The 24,171-nt window shown below is 39.4% G+C and carries 21 protein-coding genes and 1 pseudogene; 6 read left to right on the forward strand and 16 right to left on the reverse strand.

Annotated features, from left to right (window positions below):
- Positions 1-15: 15 nt before the first annotated feature.
- Complete coding sequence (locus FZF09_RS13580; protein WP_158737156.1) at positions 16-864, reverse strand: MIP/aquaporin family protein; 849 nt, start codon at positions 862-864, stop codon at positions 16-18.
- Positions 865-1,270: 406 nt separating this feature from the next.
- Here FZF09_RS13580 and lhgO point away from each other — a divergent pair, with 406 nt between their 5' ends.
- Positions 1,271-2,455: an L-2-hydroxyglutarate oxidase gene (gene lhgO / locus FZF09_RS13585; protein ID WP_158737157.1), complete on the forward strand. Its 1,185-nt coding sequence runs from the start codon at positions 1,271-1,273 to the stop codon at positions 2,453-2,455.
- Between the two features lies 1 nt (position 2,456).
- On the opposite strand, the gene FZF09_RS13590 is transcribed toward lhgO, so the two are convergent.
- Positions 2,457-3,800: a (Fe-S)-binding protein gene (locus tag FZF09_RS13590; protein WP_158737158.1), complete on the reverse strand. Its 1,344-nt coding sequence runs from the start codon at positions 3,798-3,800 to the stop codon at positions 2,457-2,459.
- Positions 3,793-5,196, reverse strand: coding sequence for an FAD-binding oxidoreductase (locus tag FZF09_RS13595; RefSeq protein ID WP_158737159.1), 1,404 nt, complete (start codon positions 5,194-5,196; stop codon positions 3,793-3,795). The genes FZF09_RS13590 and FZF09_RS13595 overlap by 8 nt, the downstream gene beginning before the upstream one ends.
- A 339-nt stretch (positions 5,197-5,535) precedes the next feature.
- On the opposite strand from FZF09_RS13595, the gene trhO reads away from it, so the two are divergent.
- Positions 5,536-6,501 carry an oxygen-dependent tRNA uridine(34) hydroxylase TrhO gene (trhO, locus tag FZF09_RS13600; RefSeq protein WP_158737160.1) on the forward strand — a complete coding sequence of 322 codons (966 nt, stop codon included), beginning with the start codon at positions 5,536-5,538 and terminating at the stop codon, positions 6,499-6,501.
- Between the two features lie 246 nt (positions 6,502-6,747).
- On the opposite strand, the gene FZF09_RS13605 is transcribed toward trhO, so the two are convergent.
- The 11 genes from FZF09_RS13605 to FZF09_RS13655 form a co-directional block, all read right to left on the reverse strand.
- Complete coding sequence (locus FZF09_RS13605) at positions 6,748-7,806, reverse strand: LacI family DNA-binding transcriptional regulator (protein WP_370514458.1); 1,059 nt, start codon at positions 7,804-7,806, stop codon at positions 6,748-6,750.
- A 68-nt stretch (positions 7,807-7,874) separates the two neighbouring features.
- Positions 7,875-8,921, reverse strand: coding sequence for a Gfo/Idh/MocA family protein (locus FZF09_RS13610; RefSeq protein WP_158737161.1), 1,047 nt, complete (start codon positions 8,919-8,921; stop codon positions 7,875-7,877).
- A gap of 184 nt (positions 8,922-9,105) precedes the next feature.
- Positions 9,106-10,131 (reverse strand): inositol 2-dehydrogenase, encoded by a 1,026-nt coding sequence (gene iolG, locus FZF09_RS13615; protein WP_158737283.1) that lies wholly within the window; start codon positions 10,129-10,131, stop codon positions 9,106-9,108.
- A gap of 29 nt (positions 10,132-10,160) precedes the next feature.
- Positions 10,161-11,906: a solute:sodium symporter family transporter gene (locus FZF09_RS13620; protein ID WP_158737162.1), complete on the reverse strand. Its 1,746-nt coding sequence runs from the start codon at positions 11,904-11,906 to the stop codon at positions 10,161-10,163.
- Positions 11,907-12,524: 618 nt separating this feature from the next.
- Positions 12,525-13,535, reverse strand: coding sequence for a Gfo/Idh/MocA family oxidoreductase (locus FZF09_RS13625; protein WP_304503066.1), 1,011 nt, complete (start codon positions 13,533-13,535; stop codon positions 12,525-12,527).
- Positions 13,536-13,599: 64 nt separating this feature from the next.
- Positions 13,600-14,613: a Gfo/Idh/MocA family oxidoreductase gene (locus tag FZF09_RS13630; RefSeq protein WP_158737163.1), complete on the reverse strand. Its 1,014-nt coding sequence runs from the start codon at positions 14,611-14,613 to the stop codon at positions 13,600-13,602.
- A 1-nt stretch (position 14,614) separates the two neighbouring features.
- Positions 14,615-15,460, reverse strand: a complete 846-nt coding sequence (locus FZF09_RS13635; RefSeq protein ID WP_158737164.1) for a sugar phosphate isomerase/epimerase family protein — start codon at positions 15,458-15,460, stop codon at positions 14,615-14,617.
- A 147-nt stretch (positions 15,461-15,607) separates the two neighbouring features.
- Positions 15,608-16,522 carry a myo-inosose-2 dehydratase gene (gene iolE, locus FZF09_RS13640; RefSeq protein WP_158737165.1) on the reverse strand — a complete coding sequence of 305 codons (915 nt, stop codon included), beginning with the start codon at positions 16,520-16,522 and terminating at the stop codon, positions 15,608-15,610.
- Positions 16,523-16,916: 394 nt separating this feature from the next.
- Positions 16,917-17,726: an IclR family transcriptional regulator gene (locus tag FZF09_RS13645; RefSeq protein WP_158737166.1), complete on the reverse strand. Its 810-nt coding sequence runs from the start codon at positions 17,724-17,726 to the stop codon at positions 16,917-16,919.
- Positions 17,727-17,959: 233 nt separating this feature from the next.
- Complete coding sequence (locus FZF09_RS13650) at positions 17,960-18,979, reverse strand: transketolase family protein (protein ID WP_158737167.1); 1,020 nt, start codon at positions 18,977-18,979, stop codon at positions 17,960-17,962.
- Positions 18,957-19,814, reverse strand: a complete 858-nt coding sequence (locus FZF09_RS13655; protein ID WP_233269504.1) for a transketolase — start codon at positions 19,812-19,814, stop codon at positions 18,957-18,959. The genes FZF09_RS13650 and FZF09_RS13655 overlap by 23 nt, the downstream gene beginning before the upstream one ends.
- Before the next feature lie 274 nt (positions 19,815-20,088).
- Here FZF09_RS13655 and FZF09_RS13660 point away from each other — a divergent pair, with 274 nt between their 5' ends.
- The 4 genes and pseudogenes from FZF09_RS13660 to FZF09_RS13675 all read left to right on the forward strand — a co-directional run bounded on the left by FZF09_RS13660 (position 20,089) and on the right by FZF09_RS13675 (position 22,538).
- Positions 20,089-20,883, forward strand: a complete 795-nt coding sequence (locus tag FZF09_RS13660) for a sulfite exporter TauE/SafE family protein (RefSeq protein WP_158737168.1) — start codon at positions 20,089-20,091, stop codon at positions 20,881-20,883.
- 15 nt (positions 20,884-20,898) lie between these two features.
- Positions 20,899-21,417, forward strand: a complete 519-nt coding sequence (locus FZF09_RS23085) for a LysR family transcriptional regulator (RefSeq protein WP_158737169.1) — start codon at positions 20,899-20,901, stop codon at positions 21,415-21,417.
- A gap of 10 nt (positions 21,418-21,427) precedes the next feature.
- A pseudogene (locus FZF09_RS23090) lies at positions 21,428-21,814 on the forward strand (LysR substrate-binding domain-containing protein); the annotation flags it as partial.
- A 100-nt stretch (positions 21,815-21,914) separates the two neighbouring features.
- Positions 21,915-22,538, forward strand: a complete 624-nt coding sequence (locus tag FZF09_RS13675) for a LysE family translocator (RefSeq protein WP_158737170.1) — start codon at positions 21,915-21,917, stop codon at positions 22,536-22,538.
- A 92-nt stretch (positions 22,539-22,630) separates the two neighbouring features.
- Here the strand turns inward: FZF09_RS13675 and FZF09_RS13680 are convergent, their stop codons facing one another.
- Positions 22,631-23,125, reverse strand: a complete 495-nt coding sequence (locus FZF09_RS13680) for a LysM peptidoglycan-binding domain-containing protein (protein ID WP_158737171.1) — start codon at positions 23,123-23,125, stop codon at positions 22,631-22,633.
- Positions 23,126-23,280: 155 nt separating this feature from the next.
- Complete coding sequence (locus FZF09_RS13685; RefSeq protein WP_158737172.1) at positions 23,281-23,970, reverse strand: SIMPL domain-containing protein; 690 nt, start codon at positions 23,968-23,970, stop codon at positions 23,281-23,283.
- Positions 23,971-24,171: the final 201 nt, after the last annotated feature.

The raw sequence follows: 24,171 nt of genomic DNA on the forward strand, positions 1-24,171 counted from the left end.
CCTGTTAATATCGTACTAGACAGACTTTTCTGCATTGATAGGTTCATTTTGATTTATTACGTTAGCTTCATTATACTCGCGTGCGTTTTGCACTTGAGCATAAATGAAAAGAATAATTATAAAGACACTCATCGGCCAAAACATTGATCCTATTTCCCCTAAAAAGACGGCTTTATGAAACAATCCCCCGTATATACCTCCAATTATAGGTCCAAAGATCGGCACCCACGCGTATTTCCAATCCGATGTCCCTTTTCCTGGAATCGGAAGTAAAAAGTGAGCAATTCTCGGACCAAGGTCCCGTGCCGGATTAATAGCATATCCAGTAGTGCCTCCTAGAGACATACCGATAGCAACGATTAACAGCCCGACAATTAGCGGATTCAATCCTTCTGTAAATTCATTAGCACCGATAAATGAAAGCCCAAGTACAAGTATAAATGTTCCTATTATTTCACTTACAAGATTCGCCGAATAACTTCTCACGGCAGGATCGGTAGAAAATACTGCTAATTTTGCTCCTTGGTCTTCTGTTTTTCTCCACTGCGCTAAATAATGGAAAAAAACAATGCAGGCACCAATAAAAGCTCCTATCATTTGTGCGGTAATATAATAGGGCACATCAGCCCATGGAAAATCACCGGAAGCTGCTAGGCCGAGTGTTACTGCCGGATTAATATGCGCCCCGCTAAAATTACCAACAGCATATACCCCCATTGTAACGGCAAGACCCCAACCTATTGTTATAACAACCCATCCTGCACCTTCTGCCTTGGACCCTTTTAATACAACACCAGCGACCACTCCACCTCCGAAAATGATTAGAATCATTGTTCCAATCAGCTCACCAATAAAGGGCGACATAGAATGTTCCTCCTATTATTATACGTATTTGGTTAAAAAGATTAGATGGATAGATTTTTTGAGGCCTCAAAATTAGAAAAACTCGGCTTACCGCGTTTTTTTTATGGCGGATGCCGCAGTTTGTCTTATACATTGATCCTTTAGCAAAGTTAACTTTCCTAAAGGACAAAAAAATCCACGCCAATTCTTTTTAGGCACAGATTGCTCTATTGAGCAAGCCCTAAAAATTTGGCGTGGATCTCCTAATCTCCATCACGAATTATTAACCTATTGATAGGTTACTATACTATGTAAGCGTTGTCAAACTTTTGTGAAAGATTTTTTATTTCGTTGACAGATGCCCATAAAGAACATACATTTACGTTAACCGTTCTACCATCATACTAGTACGACAGGAGGAAATAATATGTACGATTATGCCATTATCGGAGGAGGAATTGTTGGTCTTTCTGCAGGTTATGCGCTTGCACGGCGTCAACCGGGATGCTCTATTTTAGTTATCGAAAAAGAATCCAAATGGGCAGCACACCAAACCGGTCACAACAGCGGAGTCATTCATTCTGGTATTTATTATAAGCCTGGCAGCTATAAAGCTAGATTTGCTAGAACCGGAAACGAATCTATCATTTCTTTTTGTCAAAAACATAACATTCAACATGACATTTGCGGAAAAGTCATTGTAGCAGCAAACGATATGGAACGACCTTTACTGAATAACCTTTGTCAACGCGGATTGGACAATGGATTGCAGGTCCGAAAGTTATCAAAAGAAGAGTTACATGAAAAAGAACCTTATGTGGATGGAGTAGAAGCCATTCATGTACCAACTGCAGGGATCGTTAATTTTAAGCAGGCCGCTGAAACGTTTGCTTCTCTCATTGAAGAAAACGGCGGAGATTTGCGCCTTAACACAAAAGTGCAGAAAATTACTGAAAAAAACGAAAGTACGTTTATCGAGACGAACCGCGGTACTTTTGAGACAAAAACACTCATTAACTGTGCAGGGTTACATAGCGACCGTATCGCAAAAATGGCGGGGTACTATACAGACATGAAAATTATCCCGTTTCGCGGGGAATATTTTAAGCTAAAAAAAGAAAAACGGCACCTCGTTAATAATCTGGTATATCCCGTACCCAACCCTGATTTTCCATTTTTAGGGGTTCATTTTACCCGAATGATAAATGGTGAAGTAGAGGCAGGACCGAACGCTGTTCTAGGTTTCAAACGCGAAGGGTACCGCAAAACAGATTTTCATGCTAAAGACTTCCTGGAAGTCATGAAATACAGCGGTTTCTGGAAGCTGGCCAAAAAATATGCAAAAGAAGGAACGGATGAAATGATCCGCTCCTTCAGCAAAAAGAAATTTATTCAGAGTATGCAAAAACTCATTCCTGACATTACCGGAGAAGATGTAGAGCCAGGCCCCGCTGGAGTAAGAGCACAAGCTTTGAAATCAGATGGCAGTTTAGTAGATGATTTTCATATTATCCAGGGTAAACGAAGCCTTCACGTCTGTAATGCTCCGTCTCCGGCTGCAACGGCTTCTATCCCAATTGGAGATGAAATCGCAGCCCGCATTCTTGATTAATTTATTTGCCAATACCTAGATCACACACGCTGCCTTTTCCTATTGAACTTTTAGGGCGAGGAAAAGCTTCCATCAATAATTCTACTAGATGAAGGGCCTGAACCTCGCCGCTTTTTCCTTCTCGCTCTACTCCTAGTTTCATTTGCAGTAAACAGCCAGGATTTGTCGTAACAATCACTTCTGGATTCGTTTTATTCACAGCTTCCATTTTTTTATTTAAAATTTCCATGGAATCGTCGTAATTTACAATATTATAAACACCCGCCGAACCGCAGCAGAAATCAGGGTTATTCATTTCACGCAGCTTAACCCCCGGCACCTGTTCTATTAATTGACGAGGCGGCTTCGTTACACGCTGCACGTTTGTCATGTGACAAGAAGGTTGATAGGTTACTAATTTTTCTACAGGTGCAGAAAACTTCAATCCATCAAGTTTCACCAACACTTCAGATATGTCTTTTACTTTTTCGGTAAAAGCTTTTGCACGTCGGTGCCACTCTGTTCCTTCTTCAAATAAGTGATTGTATTCTATCAAACGAGCACCGCATCCCCCGGCGTTGTTCACAATATAATCAATGTTCTCATCTTCAAAAGCTTTAATATTTTCCATCGCAAGTTCTTTCGATAATCCGACCTTGCCCGAATGAGCATGTAAAGCACCACAGCATGTCTGATGTTCTGGCAATATAACTTCCGCGCCTGAACGCTTCATTAATTCTATCGTTTGTTGATTAATTTCAAAAAAGACACTATCCATCACACAACCGGTAAAAAAGGCGATTTTCGCGGCAGGTGTTCCTTCTGGTTCCACACGCTGCATCCGTTTTTTTCTTACAAATGGGGAAGGCTGCGAAGGGATAACTTTTTCAAATTCCCCTAAGTGTAATGGGGACATCGCAGTCAAACGAAGAGAACGAGCGACTTTTTGCAAGCCTGTTGCCTGGTACAGCCAGGTGGCATTTCCTAACCTATTCATCCATCTAGAGGAAGGGAAAAAAGAGCGGAACAAAAATTCTTCTGTTTTCTCGCTTCTCTTTGTCTTTTCTTTATTGTCCTCTAGAGTTTCTTTCACCCCTTCTAAAATAGCTCCGTACTGCACATTTGTTGGACAAACGGTTGTGCATGCCATACACCCTAAACACTTTTCAATGGGTTCTTCTAAATCCTCTAGAGAAGCTTTCCCTTCAGCAGCCATTTTAACCAGGTTAATCCGCCCTCTTGGTGAATGGGTTTCTTTTTCCATTGTTTCATAGGTTGGACAAGCAGGAAGACAATAGCCGCATTGCACGCAATCAAATGTTTTATCGTATTGCAATTTTTCTTGAAGCGCTTTTAAATCATTCATGTCGCAGCACCAACTTCTGGCCACGTTCCGGAAACATTTTGCCTGGGTTCATGATGCCATTTGGATCCCAGCTGTCTTTTATTCTTTTCATCATATCAAGTCCTGCTGATCCTAGTTCTTGTTCCATAAAAGGAGCTTTCATTGTGCCGATACCATGCTCGCCCGATAAAGTGCCGCCTAGGTCAACTGCCGCTTGAAAAATTTCTCCGACTGCTTGTTCAACTCTTATCATCTCGTCTTCATCACGTTTATCACACATGATATTAGGGTGTAAATTCCCGTCCCCGGCATGGCCGAAAACAATAAGTTCAATATTGTATTTTTCTTTTATAAGCTCCAGCTTTTCCATCATTTCAGCAATTTTACTGCGCGGGACAGTGGCGTCTTCTGAAACTTTTGTCGGTTTTATTTTAGCTATAGCGGGGGACACCTGCTTTCTAGCCTGCCAAATCTTTGCTGCTGCTTCTTCCTTTTTTGGCACCACAATATCTTTTGCACCTAGTTCCTTCATTATTTTCTCCACCTGGACTGCTTCAGCTTTTATCGCTTCTGGGTGGCCATCAAGTTCTATCATTAATAAAGCTGCGGCATCAACAGGGAGACCAGATGGCTTGTAATTTTCCACTGCCTGTATAGAGGCTTGATCCATAAATTCCATTTTAGAAGGTAGAATACCAGAAGTCAGAGTCTTTGAAATGGCTCTTCCAGAAAGCTCTACCTCATCAAAAACTGCCATTAACGTTTGCATTGCAGGCGGCTTTGGCACAAGTTTTAATGTAGCTTCGATAATAACCCCGAGCGTCCCTTCTGATCCAATTACCAGCTTGGTCAGGTCAAAACCAGTTACATTTTTAATTGTTCTGCCGCCAGTTTTTATGATTTCCCCTTCTGGTGTCACCAGCTCTAAACCAATAACATAATCTTTGGTCACTCCATATTTCAGGCCGCGCGGGCCGCCTGAATTTTCTGCGAGATTGCCTCCGATCGTTGAGACATGGGCACTGCTTGGATCAGGGGGATACATAAGTCCAAATTTTTCTACTTCCTGATTAATAGATGCCGTTAACACTCCTGGAGACACTACGGCAATCAAATCATCTGGAATTACCTTAATATTTGCCGGCCATTGAGAAGTGTCCAGTACAATTCCGCCTTTAACCGGAAGAGGTCCGCCGCTTAAACATGTTCCCTGCCCTCTTGGAGTGACCGGTACTTTATAACGGTTTGCCATTTTCATGACGTGGACAACCTCTTCTTTTGTCTTGACTTGCACTACAGCGTCAGGAAGATATTCTCCAAATGAGCCATCGAAACTGTAACTGTATCGATCGGCTAGTTCTGTCAGCACTTGATTGGCAGAAAAAGTAGTCTTCAGTTCATATATCCATTCTTTCATGTAAATCCCCTTTTGATAAGCTTTTGTATGTTTTTATCATACCAGATCGTTTATTTTCAGATACTCTTATTTTCCTGATTTATGCCGCTCTTTCTTCTCTTTATGAGCCAATTTGTTACTTTTATGATCCTAACCCTCTCCTTTTTGAACTGGCTTCTCCAATTTCTGTCCACCCCAACGTATAATAAAGAAATTGTATGTTCCAAGATTTACACTTCTCCACATAAGATCTCCCCTTTCTTATTCTTTACGAATCGTTTACAATAGTACATTGTAAGAAAGAGTCGTATGCGCCTATACGGTTGATATCTTGCAAATATTAAACAATAGGTGATGAAAATGGAAAAAAATTGTCGTGTATTACTTTATTACAAATACGTCCCTATAGAGGACCCTGAAACATTGACAGCAGAGCATTTGGAGTATTGTAAAAACCTCGGGTTAAGAGGCCGTATTTTGATTGCTTCTGAAGGAATAAACGGAACCGTGTCAGGTACGGTGGAACAAACAAACAAATATATGGAAGATCTGAAAAAAGATCCCCGTTTTGCTGATATTGAATTTAAAATAGATGAAGCAGAAGACCATGCCTTTAAAAAAATGCACGTCCGTCATCGTGACGAAATTGTTTCGTTACGGCTAAATGAAGACATTAATCCTAACGAGCAAACCGGAGAGTATTTGGAGCCAAAAGAATTTTATGAAGCAATGAAGCAAGATGAGACGATTATTTTGGATGCCCGTAATGATTATGAATATGATCTTGGCCATTTTCGCGGTGCGATACGCCCTGACATTAACAGTTTCCGCGAACTGCCTGATTGGGTAAAAGAAAACAAAGATAAATTAGAAGGAAAACAAATTTTAACGTACTGCACAGGCGGCATTCGTTGTGAAAAGTTTTCGGGCTGGTTAAAAGAAGAAGGGTTTGAAAATGTTCGTCAACTGCACGGCGGCATTGTCACTTATGGAAAAGATGAAGAAGTGAAAGGGGAACTCTGGGACGGAAAATGCTACGTGTTCGATGAACGTATCAGTGTTCCTATAAACCAAGTCGATCATGTCGTAGTCGGCCGTGATCATTTTGACGGAGAACCGTGTGAACGTTACGTCAATTGCTCAAACCCTGATTGTAACAAGCAAATAATTTGTTCAGAGGAAAATGAGCATAAATACTTGCGCGGCTGCACCCATGAATGCCGAGTTCATCCAAGAAACCGCTATGTAGAGGAACATGACCTTTCCCAAGAAGACGTAAAAGAACGTTTGAAACAGCTTGGAGAAGAATTCTCTCAAGAAGCATAAGAAAAGAATCAAATTAATTGTTATCCATCCAAAAATGGAACTGGTTTATATCCCAGTTCCATTTTTTATATTTTAGGATAAGGGCTCGAAATAAGCCGAGTTTTTTAAAACGTAATACGTAACCACTAACATCTATGATGTCCTGACAGTTTGTTGTAATTGGTCCACTGTTTCGAGTGCTTGGCATGAAGATAAAGGTCGTTTTCTGTTTACATATTTCAGCATAACTAGTATTTGATTTACTTTTTATCTCTCCATATCCACTGTTACATCGTTAAATACAGCAGTTGTGCCGCGAACAATCAACTCGGGATTATACAAGAACCGCTCCTTTAATGATTTTCCTGCCTTTATCTCTTTTATGAGAACATCTACTATTTTCTCACCCATTATTTTAATAGGTTGAGCCACCGTTGTTAAACCCGGCACGGTAGTTGTGGCTAAAATAGTATTATCAAATCCAACAATTGATACATCTTTTGGAATTTGAAGACCTTTTTCTTTTGCTGCTTGAATAGCACCTATTGCCAGCTGATCGTTACAAGCAAAGATGGCTGTGGGCGGTTCAACATCCCTTCGACTAAATAATTTTTCAAAGTATTTCTTACCATTTAATATGGACCCCGTTGTACGATAAATATATTCCTCTTTAACTACGGATCCATATACTTCATGTGCGGCTCTATAGCCATTCATACGCAAGTTGCTGCTATAAGCATATTCGGCAATAATTGCAATGTTCTGGTGTCCGTTAAAAAAATGATGCGCTGTTGCCTCATATCCACCTTTAAAATCATCAACTGTAACTTTTGATACATCAAGAGAGGGCTCATCCTGGGTAAGCATAACAAGCGGGATGTTATTTTTAATTAGTTCTTGCAGCAAATTTTTATCATGAAAACTTGCACCTACAATAAAACCATCTACTTGCTTTCTCTGTAATAGCTCTACATATTTTTTTTCTTTCTCAGGATTATCGTCTGTGCTGCACATAATCACATTCATTCCTTGTTCATGGGCACGATCTTCTATCGTACGAGCCATTTCAGAAAAAAGAGGGTTGGATATATCAGGAACGAGTAATCCAATTGTTTCAGTCTTCTTACCCATTAATGCTGATGCCATTACACTAGGTTGATAGTTTAGCTGCTGCATTATTTCTAGTACTCTCTGCCGTGTAGATTCTCGCATACTGCCAGTATTGTTTATTACTTTAGAGACAGTGGCAATAGACACTCCCGCTTTTTTTGCTATATCATATATCGTAACCTTCATACTTTTTGCCTCACTTTTGCTATTTTCCATGTGTGAAACGCCTCTCTTGCATGATGCTTCTATTTCCAGCAGAACTTATTGTATAGCACTAACATATATTAATTTTTCACTAGTTGTTCGGCTTGTATATTAACGAGCTGCCGTGTTTCAAAAGATTTTTTGCAAGCATAGCCCAATCTTGTTGATTCTACTCCATCATGGACTGTCACATCAGGCTTTTTTCCTTCTAAAATACAATGGGCAAATTCTTCCACTTCGCTTGAAAATGCTTGTTCAAACCTTTCCAGGAAGCCATCATAGCATTCTTTTACGGCCCCATTTTCTTGCATCAACACAATTTGGTCGCGTTCAGGCAGCGTGCCAATTCGTATACTTCCTTTTGTGCCGATAATTTCTGTTTCTATATGGTAACCGTGAGCGCTGTTTCTTCCCGCTACAAAAATACCAATAGCATTATTTTCGAATCGTACCATGGCAGCACCAGTTTCTGCATCTTGAATGTCTTCAAATTCTGGACGTGAATAGGCACCGCCAATGGCCCATACCTCTTGTGCTTCCGTTCCCATATACCAGCGTGCTAAATCAAAGTCATGAACAGACATATCTAAGAAAAGGCCTCCACTATAATTCGCTTTTGCAAATTTTAAGAAGTTGTCCATTTGGCTGGCTGGGTCTAATCCATAACAACGAATTAAAGTTGGTTCACCAATGTCTCCATTTTCAATTTTCTGCTTAGCAGCTGCATAAGATCGGTCATACCGCCGCATAAACCCGAGCATAAATACTTTATCTGCATGTTTTTCAACTGCTTTTTGCACTTCTAAGGCCTCTTCTAAATATAATCCTAACGGCTTTTCACTGAATACATGAAATCCGGCATCTAAAGCTTTTATGATCTGGTCGCAGTGAAATCCTGAAGGTGATGCAATAAAAATGGCGTCTAATTCTTTGTTCGTTAACATCTCATCATAGCTTGTGTAACCATAAGGGATTTGCCATTTTTCTTGAATTTCTGTGATTTCCGCTTCTATTACACTACATACTGCAGTAAGTTCACAATTCGGGATACGAAAAGCCAAATTCTCGGCGTGCTGACGTCCTAATCGGCCAAGCCCTACAATACCTACTTTCACCTTTTTCACCATATTTGAAACACCTTCCTTATCCACTACTCATCACGGTTTTACGACAATTTTGTTATGTTCAGCACCTAAATTGAGTAAGCGCTTAATTTTAATTTTAGTTTATCGAATGATGAATCTTGTTACATTGCAGTCTCTGACATCTTTTTTTCATATTTTGGGAGCTCTCGAAGACAATTACCAGGTTTCACGTTGCCGTTACCGTAAATACTTCAGACAAGGAAACAGAACGCTTTTCTTTCCAAGAAACACTTGCTGCAAGAGCCAGTAATTCTGCTTTATAACCATCTTCACCAGTGCATAGCAAAGGTTTATCTTCTAATATGGCTTTTGCAAATTGATTAATTTCTTCAATATAAGCATCTTTGTATCGATCAAGGAAGAAATGTTTCGGATGGTCTATCGTAACAGACTCTTTTGTAGCAATTTGGACATTTGTCTGTGCTTCATTTTCTGCTGAAACGGCACCACTATCTCCAAATACTTCAATTCGCTGATCATAACCATAAACCGCTTGGCGGCTGTTATCGATGACTGCGATGGCACCGTTTTCAAAGGTTAGGGTAATAACGGCCGTATCCACATCACCATTTTTCCCGAACATCGGGTCTACCAAGTTTGCTGCTTTAACTGATACGTCAATTACTTCACTTCCAGAAAGATAACGAACCATATCAAAATCGTGAATTGTCATATCCATAAACATCCCGCCGGAGCGTTTCACGTATTCTTCTGGCGGCGGCTCCGGATCACGCGAGCTAACCTTTATAATATGCGGCGATCCAATTTTCCCAGCTTGAACTGTATCACATACTTTACGAAAATGTTTGTCAAAGCGGCGGTTAAAGCCAACTTGGAATTTCACTCCTGCCTCTTTAACTGCTTGTAACGCTTCTTCCGTTTCTCCTAAATTAAAACTGATTGGTTTTTCGCAAAGAATATGTTTTCCAGCTTTGGCAGCCGATTTTATAAAATTTAAGTGTGTATCTGTCGAGGAACATATAAATACAGCATCCACCTCAGGATCTTGAAATATTTTCTCTGGATCCGTGGTAATAACCGGTACCTTCTGTTCATAAATAGTTCCCTTTAAATGTTCAATATGAATATCTGAAATCCCTTTCAAATTTAGCAAACTTGAACTCAATATATTACTCGCATGCAGCTGGCCAATCCTGCCTGCTCCAATTATTCCGACATTTAACATGTTAATCCCCCTACATTACTAGCTTATACATTCTATTATACTGTTTTTCTCTCTTCATCAGGTATCACTTCACTGTTATCTTCTACAGAATCAAGCTTTTTGTTTGTTTTCCGCCAGAACCATAAAGCTGCTCCAATAAATGCTAGTGTTCCTACAAGATAGACTATCATCCAAGGCGAGTATTCTGCATTTGCTTCTGCCACTCCAATTGGAGAGAAAAAGGCATATACTGCAATCATTAATACAACAATACCTAATGAAAAAGGTTTCGCATATTTCCATGGTGTCAAATCTACTACATTGGCTTCTTTCATCACATATGGTGTTTCTCTAGGCTGCAATCTTCCTACGATAAGCATTACAAATATATTCAGAGGTAATAATATCCCTAGAACATACAAGAAATTAATATCCGGAATGATCACTTTCGAAGCTGCGTATACTACTACGTGTACCAATATCGCAATTTTCGGAGCCATAGCAGGTACCCTCTTACTGAAAAAGCCGACGATAACCATTGCAATGATAGGCATATTGTAAAATCCAAACATTTCTTGTAAATAAGCGTATAATCCCTGAGGCGCATAAAGAATCAACGGAGCAACCACAACCGAAACAGTTGCTAACACAGCGGCAAATATCCGCCCTGCTTTTACATAATGACGTTCATCTGCATTCGGCTTAAAAATTGGTTTGTAAATATCCATTGTAAATAAAGTCATGGAACCATTGATCGTATTGTTAAATGAACTCATAATAGCGCCGAATAATACGGCCGCCAATAAACCGGATAATGCAACCGGAAGTACATCTACCACAAGTGTTGGATAAGCTGTATCTGCATTTGAAATGGTATTGCCATATAATAGATAGGCAATGATTCCTGGCATTACCAGGAAAAACAATCCAAACACTTTAACTAATCCTGCAAAAAGAACACCTTTTTGACCTTCGGCTAAATTTTTTGCAGCTAATGTCCGTTGAACGATCGATTGGTTCGTTGTCCAATAGAAAAGATTATTGAATAACATCCCGGCAAACAAAACAACCCAAGGCACAGATGAATCATGAAAGCCGATTGCATTTAATTTGGATGGATTTGCATTCAGGAGGTTGTCAACTCCTGACTGCACATTTCCTCCACCTAATGCAATTAATCCGAGAAAAGGGATCAGTAATCCGCCGATAATTAAACCAAATCCGTTAATTGTGTCACTCATTGCAGTAGCTTTCAAGCCGCCCAAAATCACATAGCTTGTGCCGATAATTCCAATAGCCACAGAAACAAGTAAAACGATCATGAAAGGACTCATATTAGTAATCGATGATATCGAAAATATACTATCGAGTACTAAGGCACCCGAATAGAGGATCGTTGGTAAGTAAGCGACAGCATAACCCATTAAAAACAAAACAGAAACAATTTGCTTTGTCCGCATGTCAAACCGTTGTTCCAAAAAATCTGGAATGGTTGTTATTCCCGTTTTCAAATACCTTGGAAGTAACACAAATGCCAGGAAAATCAAAGCAAGCGGCGCTGTTACTTCCCAAGCCATCACCACCATCGATTCTCCATACGCTTGTCCATTCAACCCAACAATTTGCTCAGTGGATAAATTTGTTAAAATCATTGAGCTGGCGATGACGATTCCGCTTAGGCTTCGCCCGCCTAAGAAATAGCCGTCCGAACTTTTCAAGTCCGTCCCCCTCGTTTTGTACCATGAAAACCACATAACAAAGACTGTGTAAATGATAAAAGATGCGAAAATAACCCAAACCATAGATATCCTCCTATTCAAAAAAATCTGTAAGGTAAGCGCTTTATCAACAGGATAAAAAATAATAGAAATGCGGTACTTCTTTTAAAATTCTAACACTATATCAAAAAAAAAATTGTCCGTACAATAACAGTCTTTCTATTCCTGTTTTAAGCGCATACATATACGGTCAGCAACGCTTTAAGCACGTTTGGTATACAACAAAAAATGCAACTGAACGTTTATGCTCTATATGTATATCTTCCCTTTTTATAAGGAAAGCGCTTAACCACAGTATAGTTTTTTACTATATATAAATCAAGTAAAGATTTAAAACTTTTTTATGTTAATCCAAAGAAAAAGCTGTCCAAACGTTGACGTACAACGAATGAGGACAGCTTTCTTTTTTACACTGATAGAAAAGTATAGCATTTTAGCATGGATGAATCATCGACGTCGTCAAAATGTTGAGGAAATCAGTATAAGTGCAACTAGGAACCGCCTCCACTTAAATGCCCGGCGCTAGTTATACTTTAGAAATGTTTAACTTTGCAAAAGGATCAAATTAATAAGCAAAACTACGACTTCCGCAACGCCATCTGGACTTGGCGGCAAGCCAAGTTTTTCTAATAACTATTTTCTTTAACCCACTATTTGTTTATCTGCCGTTTCAAAAGATTTTTTAGCTGCTGCTGCAACCTCCATATTTTGTTTTCCATCCACTTCTGTAATAAGCGGTTTCTGGTCGTTTTTTATGCAATCTATAAAATGTATCATTTCTAACCTAAAAGCATCTTTAAATTTATCTTGAAAGTCAGGAACATTTTGATGATAAGACCCTGTTTGATTTAATGTATTCACTTGCTTTTCTTTTAATGAGCCTATTTTAATTGTCCCTTCCGTGCCTATCACTTCTCCTCTGATGTCATACCCATAAGAAGAATTACGACTGCCTTCAACCGAAGCGACTGATCCATTATCGAATTCTAAATAACTGATAGACTGGTCAACATCATTATATTTATCCATAAATGGATGAAGAAGTGTTTTACCAAAAGAAGAGACAGCTTTCACATTTGCTCCTAATAAATATTGAGCAATGTCATATTCATGTATACATAGATCAAGAAAAATACCACCGCTATTTTTTATAAACTCTTCAGGAGGAGAGCCGGGATCACGGCTTATTCCTATATATTTCAACGGTCTGCCAATCGCCCCGGATTCAATAACTTTCTTTGCTTCTGCATAATCCGGATCAAATCGTCTCATAAATCCAACCATACACTTTACATTATTTTGTTTGATTATTTCATTTACTGTCTTCGCTTCTTCTACTGTTTCCGTTAAAGGTTTATCTACGAATATATGTTTCTTGTGAAGTGCAGCGTCTTTCAATAATTGTGTATGTGTATTCGTAGGTGTTGCTATTATGACCGCATCAATTGACGTGTCCTCAAACACTTCGTTTACATCTGTTGTCCACTTTTCTACTCCTAACTTTGCAGCTGCTCTTCTTGCACTTTCTTCTCTAGAAGTGACGATATAAACGAGTTCTGCACCTTCAACGTTATAAACTAAGTTTTTTGCATGTACGTACCCTAGTCTCCCTACCCCAATTAATGCACAGCGAATGTTTCTTTTGGTTATCAATCACATACTCTCCTTTCATCTTAGAAAATAACGGATATTCCTTATATTTAAGTGCCGTTTGACGCTATGAATAAATAGCTTGCAGTTTAACTGGTTTATTTGTATGAAAAGATTTTGTTGCTGCCGCAGCTGCTTCAAGCGCTATCTTTCCATCGATTTCATTACATAAAGGGGCTTTGCTTTTACGCAGGGAATCTATAAAATGTTCTAGTTCTAAATAATAAGCATCCTCGAATTTCGTAGGAAAATCCGGAATCAATTCATGGCTGCTCCCTGATTTATTTAATATATTAATGTTGCGGCGTCTCATCGACCCGATTTGAATCGCCCCTTCGCTTCCTATCACTTCACCTCTAACATCATATGCATTATGGGCAATCCAGCTGGCTTCAATATCTCCTGCAGCACCTTGATCAAATGTCAAATAGGAATTGGCCGAATCGGCATCATTTAAATCTTTCATAAAAGAATGTAACAAAACGCTTCCAGTTGAATGAACTTCGGTTATTTCTTGATCTAATAAAAATCTAGCAATGTCATATTCATGTATAGCTAAATCAAGGAAAATACCACCGCTGTTTTTCAGAAATTCTACTGGCGGAATATTTCCATCTCGACTAACTCCTTTAAAATATAATGGCTGTCCAATATCACCATTTTGTATTCTTCTTTTTGCTTCCGCATAATCTGGATCAAATCGACGCATGAATCCTACCTGACAAAAACCCTGATTTTTCTTTATAACGTCAATAACCTGATCGGCTTCATTTACATTTTGAGTTAATGGCTTTTCTACAAAAATATGTTTTTTGGCATCAGCCATTTTAGTGATAAGATCAGCATGTGTACTAGTAGGAGTGACGATGACGACCGCTTCAACATTGTCATCTTTAATGATGTCTTCTACGTCTTGAGACCACTTCTCTGCTCCGAGCTCTCGGGCCACCTGTTCCGCTCTGCCTTCTAGAGGATCAACCACACATGTAAGATTTGCTCCCTTTATCTTTGTTAGGTTACATGCATGCCAATATCCAAGTCTCCCTAATCCCAAGACGGCACAATTAATAGTTTCTTTCATATCACTCACCACTTCCTTTAGTTGAAATTGATAGGATAGTACTTTTTAGAGTGTCTAGATCCTTTTTAATCAATGTTAATTCATCATCATGTTCTAATCTTAGGGGCTGTAAATCATAATAATTTTCTATATTAATCCAACCCGTATACCCGCTTTTTATCAGTTCTTCCATGGAAGAATGAAAAGACGAATCTCCTTCTCCTAAAAGGCAGCTGCTGATGTTATCTTTACCATCTTTGGCATGCACTTCACAAAAGTAAGGGTGTAATTCCTGTATCATAGAAGTGGTATCATACCCTTTAAATAAATAATAGTTTTGTGTATCGAAATATAGCTTTAAGTTCGCTCGGTTTACGTTTTGAAATAACCTTTTTGTTTCATCAACAGATAGAACATTCTCTGTTCCAATGGTAATGTTATAGTTTTCTGCCATATCACAGGCCTCTCTAAGACACGCTGTCACATTTTGCAAATCTATTTCGTTTTTGATTTCGCCATCCGCAAAGCTTCCCAGCATCACAATGGGAATATCCATGTCTCGTGCTGTTTCAATGGCTTTCTCGATTCCTTGTTTCGCAATTTGCTTTTCCTGCGACCGGTCGGGCCGGGTCATTCCGTAGTAATCCAACTCTCTAACTGCGATGGAAGGAAAATCAATGTTATATGTTTTTCCCATTTCCAGATATGCATCTTGTATATATTTTTTCGATAAAGGAAATCCTCTTTCATACGTTCCTAATTCTAATTGAATCCCTTCAAATCCTGATTCAGAAGCTAATTTACAGGCATATGGCCCCTCAATGGGCAAGGACCAGATGCATATCCCTTTTTTAATTGTTCCATCCAAAAGTGCGACCTCCTAAGATTGGGTAAATATAAATGCTTTCTACTTTATTGCCTTTCCGGATAAAAAAGGCGGCTGTACTGAATTGACATACTTTGGTTAATACAAACCTAAGGTAAGCGCTTTCTCATTTGCCGTAAAATATCTTTGTTATCTTTGCAAATAAACCCCTGCAAGTTTTTCGAGAAAAGCTTTTGAACGTTTTGCATATTCATACGGATTATAAATTTCTGGATCTTGTTCACCTTCTATTAAGGCCCAGCCAGAATAATCGTTTTCAATTAAATAGGTAATAATTGGTGCAAAATCTAGGCAGCCCTCACCCGGCACAGTGAAGATTCCTTCTCTAATACATTGTCTGATACTGTATTTTTCCTGTCTTGCCCTATCTAAAATGTCTTGTCTAACATCTTTTAAATGAATATATTTGATACGATCAAAATGTTTTTTCAGTAATTGTAATGGATCATTCCCTCCATAATACCCGTGGCCTGTATCATAAAGAAGAGATACAGCATCTTTGTCCGTCATTTCCATTAAACGATCAATTTCTTCTGGCTGCTCAACGACTGTACCGGCATGATGATGATACACCAGATGCATGCCGGTTTCCCGGCAGATTTCTCCTGCTTTATTTAACCCTTCAGCCAAGTACTTCCACCCATCATCATCGAGCCTTTCTACATAGGTTTCGTCCTGACCGCGACGTGGATCTTGATTAAGCATAGATCCGCCAATTTCTGCAGTACTAACTACTTTACACCCAAACCTTTTTAAAAAATCGACATGCTCTCGGTACGATTTCCATTCCTTTTCGTGTTGATCTGGGTCAGAAAACAGAACGGACTTCCATTGTGTAGTCAATTGCAGATTATAATGATCCAATGCATTTTTTAATTCTTTTTCATTATTGGGAAATTTCCGACTAACCTCGGTTCCTTTAAAACCTAATGCAGCTATTTCTTCCATTACCTGATCATACGAATAATAATCTCCGTGTTCTAATACATCTTCTCCAACCCAGTTAATCGGGTGAACACCTATATTAAAAGGCAATTCTGTCATGGACATTTTAACCTCCCTAATAAACAAATCTCTATCTTAGACAACTATTGTGCAATGAAATGTTTTAACCTGCAAATTTAATTAGTTCAAATAAAGAACCACTATTTCTCAATTAGAACTTTAATGAAAGTTTATAATAGCTGCTATATACAGTCAACAATTTTTGGTAAATTGATTCAGTTTTACTGGCAACTAATAATTGATATTCTTCTACATAAAAACGTGATGTAACGTGCGAGAGTATATAAAGAGGTTTGTTCGTACTCTTGTATAAATATAAGAGGATACCTCAAAGTCCGTTTGTTGAGGTATCCTCTTACGTTGCTGATTCTTCATCTAAAATAAGTGCGAAACGCAATAGCAGGTATCTGATTAATGAAACATTAATTTCTTTTTATTTATTATTAACTGTCCATCCCATTAGCCGGGAAACTTCTTTCGCTGCACCTATAACATGTTCGGCAATATCTTTTTCTCTTTCTTTTGATATTCTATGAACAGTGCTGCTTACACTAACTGCTGCCACAACGTTTCCACTGTGATCAAAAACAGGTGCTCCTAAAGCAGCCACCCCAAGTGTAACATCCTCTCGGCTAATAGAATATCCTGTTTCTCTTATATCTTCCACCATATTCCAATACATCTTCGGGTCTGTAGGCGTTTTAGATGTGATCGGTTCAATTGATTTTTTTGACAATATACTTTCTATCTCTTTATCTTTGAGATTAGCTAGTATTGCTCGAGGAGCAGCCCCTTGATAAAGCGGCCATGAATCTCCAACTCTCATTGCTAACACTTGAACATGTTCACCTTCTATACGTTCAATACATACCGCCCTGTCTTTATTTAACAAGCATAAAAAGCTGGTCTCTTCTATTTTTTGTGTTAAATCGGTTATCACAGGAAGTGCAAGCTGCCGCAAATTGATTCTTCTTTGTACTGCGCCCCCAAGTTCAAGCATACGAACACCCAGCCGGTAAGTGCCTTGACGCTCACCGTACTCAACCATGTTATCTCCCATTAATGTGTGTAAAATTCGATAACAGCTAGTTTTATTTACTCCCGTACGCCGGGCCACTTCTGTTAAACCAATACCATCTTTTGTATCTTCAAGTGCCTCAATCACTAATATCGCTTTTTCCAGCACACCTACCGTTTTGCTTTGCTTACTTTCTGTAGTCGTCTCTTCAATGCTAGAATCCATTCATGGCAACCTCCTGAACCTATTTTCATTTTTGCAGTTAAAAATTCTTTTATTTTTGTATTTGCCATAAGTTTATCACAACTACAATTTCGGCCGCATGCTAGTGACGGGTCAGCAGTAATGTACTGGTCCCATTATTGTCCATTAGTTTTTCCAAAATAATTATCCGCCAATGACGTAATTTATTGACATAACGTTACTTTATTAATGTAAGAATTTATGCTGCTTTTCACTTATTCATTATTAGATCCGATTACAAATTCGCGTATTCTTTTAGCAACACCTTCTGCATCAAGGTCATAATGATTATATAAGGCAGCTGGCGGACCAATTAGTACATATTCATCGTAAATTCCATGACGCGAGAATTCACAATTTAAATTATTATCAGCTATCACTTCAGCTGCACAACTACCTATTCCTCCGATAACAGAATGTTCTTCTACGGTCATAATTTTTCCTGTTTTTGCAACGGCCCGTTTTACAGCTTCATCATCAAACGGTTTTATCGTGTGCATATCAATAACATTTACACTAATACCTTCTTCTTCTAATTGAGCAGCTGCGTCCACGACCGACCTCAATGTCAAACCGTTTGTAATGACACTGACGTCTTTTCCATCACGCAGTTCATTGGCCTTACCAAGTTCGAAAGCCTCCGATACGTTTTCATATACCTGTTTATCTCTCCCGCGTCCCATCCGGAAATATATTGGACCTGAATGATCAACCGTTGACCTAATCGCCGCCTCCGCCTGCACAGGGTCTGTTGGACAAATGATCGTCATTTCTGCCATCGAACGAAGAATAGAAAGGTCTTCTAACGCATGATGAGAAGTACCGTAGAAACCCATTGTCATGCCGGAGTGATGACCAATTAAACGCACAGGGAGATTTGGGTAAGCAACAGACGTGCGGATTTGTTCACAACTAAGTAGAGACAGGAACGAAGCGAAAGTTCCAATATAAGGAATTTTCCCTGTCGTTGCTATACCTGCAGCTGCTGATACCATATGCTGCTCGGAGATACCAAAATTGATAAACGACTCTGGATGGGCTTTTGCAAAATCGGCTAATCGATTGGAGTACATGACGTCTGCGGTAAAGACTACTATGTCATCCCGTTCGTTACGTATATCGGCCAATACTTTTCCACTTACTGCCGAGCTCCCTTCACCATTTGCAATGCTAATATTCCATGAACCTTCATCTAAACTATTATCAAATTTTTCATGTACGGGATTGTAGACCACGGTGAATTTCCTCCTCTACTTTTTTTCGATCTTTTTCCGCCAGGTAACCTAAGTGCCAATCGTTATTTAACTCCATCCCTTCAACGCCTTTACCTTTCAGCGTATCAGCAATAATCACTAGAGGTTTTTCTCTTTTTGTGGAAGATATTTTATCAAACAACTCGACTAAATCAGTCAAATTGTGACCATCAACGTGACAAGTTTCCCAACCAAATGCTTCAAATTTTTGGTCAATCGGATTTACTGGCATAATGTCTTCTGTAAACCCATCTAGCGACATTTGATTACGGTCCACAATGGCAACCAGATTATTTAATTGCAAATTGGCTGCTGATAAAATGGCTTCCCAGATTTGTCCTTCATTTAATTCACCATCACCGAGCATGCAATACACTTTATAATCTTTATTACTCATTTTGCCTCCAATAGCCATACCAGCCGATACCGAGAGCCCCTGGCCTAAAGAGCCTGAACTGAAATCAATCCCGGGTATTTTTCTCATATCTGGATGATCTCCGAATGCGCTTCCAACTCTCGTGTAACTGTCTAGCCATTCTTTTGGAAAGAAACCATGATCAGCCAGTACAGGATACAAACCAACTGCTGCGTGTCCTTTACTTAATACAAACCTATCGCGATCTTCCCAGTCAGGATTGCTCGGGTCCACGGACATTACATGATAATACAAAACCGAAAACAGTTCCGCGCATGAAAAAACACTGGTATAATGCCCGCTCTTCGCTATATCAATAAGCCGAACTGTCTCTAGACGAATAAATTTTGCTTTTTCTTCTAAGTCTCGAACTAACTTTTGATTATTCACTATTTCAGACAAAATATTTCCCTCCCCATTATAGTTCACATTTAGAATTTATATTTCTTTATTTGAACTTACATAAATGTTATAACAATTAAACAAAAATAGTCAATATTTTTAGTCATTTTCAGATGCAGAAATTACTGTGAATATATTATTTAAACTAGTTTTTGGTATTAATTTAGAAAATACAGCCATTATAACAATCAGTTATCGACTATTCATATTTGTCTTATTACCACTTTATCGGCTTCCTCCATGATATAAATGAAATTAGCTAGGAGGTAAACAAATGGTTATTACAGCTCTTATTTTACTTGGTTTTACTGCGAGCACTTATGGCACCATTATTGGTGCAGGCGGAGGATTTTTGTTCGTCCCCGTTTTGATAATGTTTTATGATATTTCTCCAGAAGCAGCTGCTGCCACTGGTCTGGTTATTGTTTTCCTAAACGCTGCTGCCGGATTGCCAGTATTTTTAAAACAACGCCGGGTTTTGCTTCGAACCGGTTTACTTCTTGCCGCCGGAGCCTTCCCTGGAACACTGTTAGGAGAAAGACTCGTTCGATTTAGTCCTGAAGCAGTTTTTTACGCTTTATTTGCATGTCTTTTAATCGGCCTCGGTTTATACTTAATTTTAAAAAAACCACCTCAGGCAAAAGATGAAGTAGCAGCAACAGTAGAGAAGAGTTATACTTTAAATGAAAAAGAATTAAATGAAGATCAAACGATAAAACTGCCTGTACTGTTAGGTATTGGCGGTATGCTTGGTGTTATTTCTTCGTTCTTTGGTATTGGCGGCGGTTGGCTCCTCGTTCCCATTTTGGTTTATGGCTTCGGGTTGTCATTAAAAGCAGCAACCGCTACTTCTATTTTTTCGCTTGCTTTATATTCTCTCAGCGGTCTTATACCTGGTATTGTAAACAATGTAGTGGATTGGTATATCGTTCTCTGGAGTGGAGCAGGGGTACTTGCAGGTGCCCAGGCTGGTGCAATTCTTTCAAAAAAAATGAAAGGGACCACCATTACAAGGCTGCTTGCTGCTGTAGTCATTGTTATGGGAGGTAGCATGATTTTTCAAATGTAAAGGAAGATGTTATCTATGCGCATCCAAACGTTCCAGCTTTTTTGTTACGTCATAGAAGAAGGAAGCATAAGCAACGCCGCAAAAAGAGCTTATTTATCACAGCCGGCTGTTACAAAAAAAATAAGACAGCTGGAAGAACATTATTCCACCCTCCTTTTTGATCGTGAACATAGCACTGTCGTACTGACCCCTGCAGGTGAAAGACTGTATCATCATGCTAAATTTATCGTAAAAGAATATGAACAGTCGGTAACAGCTATTGAAATGTTGCGCGGGGTCCAAACACAATCCTTAAAGATAGGTTCGTCTTATACTCTCGGCGAATATGTCCTTCCAGAAATTATCAGCGCCTTTCAACAGGGAAGCCCCTCTTTTCAAATACATTTGTCAATCAGTAACACTCCTCATGTACTGGCAGATCTCGAAGAAGAAAATATTGACCTTGCTTTTGTTGAAGGAGCCGTACGTAATCCCGAACTTGATAAAAAAGTTATTGCAAGCGACAATATTGTTTTGATCGTACCCCCTAACTAACCATCGTTGGGCAGAGAAAAAACATATTGTACCAAGAGAGCTTTTGAACGACCGGATGATTCATCGGGAAAACACTTCAGCGAGCCGGAAGATTGTTGAAAACCATCTATCTGAAAAAATAAATCTCAACCAGTTGGAAAACACACTAGAATTAGGCACGACGCAAGCCATAAAAAGTGCTGTCCAGTTTGGTCTTGGTTATGGTTATGTATCACGACTTGCGATAAGACATGAACTTAAAGCAGGCCTTCTTTATGAAGTGGACGTCAGCGGCATCCACATTCAGCGACCGCTTTGGGTAGCTTCGAAAGTACAACGGTTTGCTAAAGAATCGTTCAGTCAATTTAGTGATTACGTACGTCACTTTTTACAAAAGCGATCCTCTATATTTTCTTAATAAAACGTTTCGCCCATCATATTAGGTGCTGCATTTCATACGATCACTTTCTCTTGTATACTCTTATTAGAAATTAATCGTTTGCAAAGGAATGGTGCACATGGACCCTCTTGTCATACTAGCATTTTTAGGAACTGCAGTGGCGCTGACGCTCACTCCAGGACCTGACATTTTATTTGTTATTGCACAAAGCATCTCTCAAAATAAACAAGCAGGAATTGCCACCGCGCTTGGTCTCTGCTCCGGGTTGCTTGTGCATATTATAGCAGCTGCGGCTGGAATTTCTGCTATTATCTATCAATCTTCCATTGCATTTTCTGCCGTTAAATATGCGGGAGCGATTTACCTTCTATACCTAGCGTGGCTTGCTTTTCGAGATAAATCTAAAGTTGGTTTGTCTAACGGAACAAGCCCTTTTCAATACCTGGCACTATACAAAAAAGGTATTATTATGAACTTGCTCAATCCTAAGGTATCTCTGTTTTTTCTAGCTCTGCTTCCTCAATTCACAAGCCCTGAAGCTGGTTCTGTAACAATACAAATGTTGACACTCGGACTTGTTTTTCTTGTTCAGGCTCTTGTCATTTTTTCTATCGTTAGTATCGCAGCCGACAAAGCAAGCCGTTTTGTGTTGGAAAATCCCAGAGTTTCCAGACGTATGAATGTCATTCAAGGCGGATTGTTTACTATTATAGGACTTCAGATTTTGTTTAGTGAAAAATAACAAGCGCACCGAAAAACGATGCGCTTTTTTTATTTTATTTGTTAATCAAACGTTTGATTAATCAGCTATCCTGCTACTTTTCCCTTTCACCTCTAAGGAACGAGCAAGCCATATCCTGAATAAATGACATCAGGTGAAAATCCCGTTCTGCCTTGATTCATAGAAATAACAGCCTGCGGCGATACATCTAGCTTCCTGCTTATACTGGCCAACGAATCACCAGATGCCACGACGTACACCCTCGCCGGTATTTCCACCATACTAAATGCCTGTAATATTTCCGGACTTTCCATCTGCGGGTTAGCTTCAATAAGCTGGTTGACTGGTACTACAAAACTGCGCCCGATGGACTGTAATGTGTCTCCCGGCTGCACGAAATAAACGACCTGACTGCGCGGGTTGTATGGATAAGGAACAATAATCCGCTGTCCAGAAAATATTAAACCAGGATCAGTAAAAGGCGGGTATAGTGCATTTAAAAGAGTAATATCAGATACATTGCTGCCCAACCTGTTCGCTATGCTGTATAAGGTATCTCCCGGCTGAATGGTATAAACAAAATACATTCCTTTTCGAACAATAGCCACATACTTTCCTCCTTTGCTGACATATGCCTATTACAGCATAAACAACAAAGGCCTGACCGGTTACAATTATTTCAGCCCACTTGGAAAAACGAGACGTTACCTTGACCTTCTCTGTATACTTGTACAATTATGAGCTAACGAACATGTTTATTAACTTAATTCAATTGATAGACAACATCAACATACTGTACGACTTCTATTTCTCCCGCTTCCACCGAAGTTCCATTTGGTTCAGCAGTATCTTGTGCAGCTGACTGTTCTTCGGCTGCTTCTTGCATTGGAAATTGGATCTGAGCATCTCCCTCAGCAATTTGCAGTACTTCTCCGCTTTCTTTTCCAGCACTTTCTGCCATCGCTGCTGCTTTTCCTTTCGTTTTTTCAATAGCTTTTTGTAATGCTTGCTGCTCTGCCTCTGATTCATCTTGCAAAGCAAAACGAGTTTGCTCTATCCGATTCGCTCCCGCCTCTGCCGCGGCATCCAGCAGCTCTCCAACATTATTGATTTCTTCATATTCAATCTCAAGAATATGCTGGGCACGGAACTGTTCCTCACCTTCCTGACCTGGCTCGTGATAAGGATAAACACCAACATTAGCAGATTGTATATTTTCTTCCTTTACACCAAAAGCCTCAAGTTGTTTTCGAACCCCATTCATTTGCTCACTTACTTCACTTTGCGCATTATCTGCTGAGGAATCGGTTGCTTCTGCACCCAAACGAATATGGGCCAAGTCCGGTGTCACACTAACAGTCCCTTCTCCCCTGACGACCAGTGTACCTTCCTGCACGGTTTCTTGTGCACTTACTGCATCTGTGTCACCAGCAGAACCATCAGCACCTGACATATAAAGTAATCCCGCGCCTGCTACTGCAATTGCTAATGCAGCAAATTGTAATATTTTCTTATTAACGATAAAAACCCCTCCTAAACCCTTGTTTGTCTTCGATAAAAAGTGGTAGTTCGTGAAGTTTCTTCTATTTTTACAGTCGTGAAAGGTCACATAATGTTACAAGAATATTTCAAAATAATTAGTCTATTGCTGATA

The sequence above is a fragment of the Alteribacillus sp. YIM 98480 genome (assembly GCF_009765375.1).
Taxonomy (GTDB): Bacteria; Bacillota; Bacilli; order Bacillales; family Marinococcaceae; genus Alteribacillus.

What these genes read in the sequence shown, in the direction of transcription:
- FZF09_RS13610 (WP_158737161.1), bottom strand. Translation starts at nt 8,921, where the DNA reads ATGGTGAAAAAGGTGAAAGTAGGTATTGTAGGGCTTGGCCGATTAGGA.
- FZF09_RS13595 (WP_158737159.1), bottom strand. Translation starts at nt 5,196, where the DNA reads ATGAAAGAATGGATATATGAACTGAAGACTACTTTTTCTGCCAATCAA.
- FZF09_RS23085 (WP_158737169.1), top strand. Translation starts at nt 20,899, where the DNA reads ATGCGCATCCAAACGTTCCAGCTTTTTTGTTACGTCATAGAAGAAGGA.
- FZF09_RS13675 (WP_158737170.1), top strand. Translation starts at nt 21,915, where the DNA reads ATGGACCCTCTTGTCATACTAGCATTTTTAGGAACTGCAGTGGCGCTG.
- lhgO (WP_158737157.1), top strand. Translation starts at nt 1,271, where the DNA reads ATGTACGATTATGCCATTATCGGAGGAGGAATTGTTGGTCTTTCTGCA.
- FZF09_RS13620 (WP_158737162.1), bottom strand. Translation starts at nt 11,906, where the DNA reads ATGGTTTGGGTTATTTTCGCATCTTTTATCATTTACACAGTCTTTGTT.
- trhO (WP_158737160.1), top strand. Translation starts at nt 5,536, where the DNA reads ATGGAAAAAAATTGTCGTGTATTACTTTATTACAAATACGTCCCTATA.
- FZF09_RS13685 (WP_158737172.1), bottom strand. Translation starts at nt 23,970, where the DNA reads ATGTCAGGTGCTGATGGTTCTGCTGGTGACACAGATGCAGTAAGTGCA.
- FZF09_RS13580 (WP_158737156.1), bottom strand. Translation starts at nt 864, where the DNA reads ATGTCGCCCTTTATTGGTGAGCTGATTGGAACAATGATTCTAATCATT.
- FZF09_RS13605 (WP_370514458.1), bottom strand. Translation starts at nt 7,806, where the DNA reads ATGGAAAATAGCAAAAGTGAGGCAAAAAGTATGAAGGTTACGATATAT.
- FZF09_RS13630 (WP_158737163.1), bottom strand. Translation starts at nt 14,613, where the DNA reads ATGAAAGAAACTATTAATTGTGCCGTCTTGGGATTAGGGAGACTTGGA.
- FZF09_RS13660 (WP_158737168.1), top strand. Translation starts at nt 20,089, where the DNA reads ATGGTTATTACAGCTCTTATTTTACTTGGTTTTACTGCGAGCACTTAT.
- iolE (WP_158737165.1), bottom strand. Translation starts at nt 16,522, where the DNA reads ATGACAGAATTGCCTTTTAATATAGGTGTTCACCCGATTAACTGGGTT.
- FZF09_RS13645 (WP_158737166.1), bottom strand. Translation starts at nt 17,726, where the DNA reads ATGGATTCTAGCATTGAAGAGACGACTACAGAAAGTAAGCAAAGCAAA.
- FZF09_RS13590 (WP_158737158.1), bottom strand. Translation starts at nt 3,800, where the DNA reads ATGAATGATTTAAAAGCGCTTCAAGAAAAATTGCAATACGATAAAACA.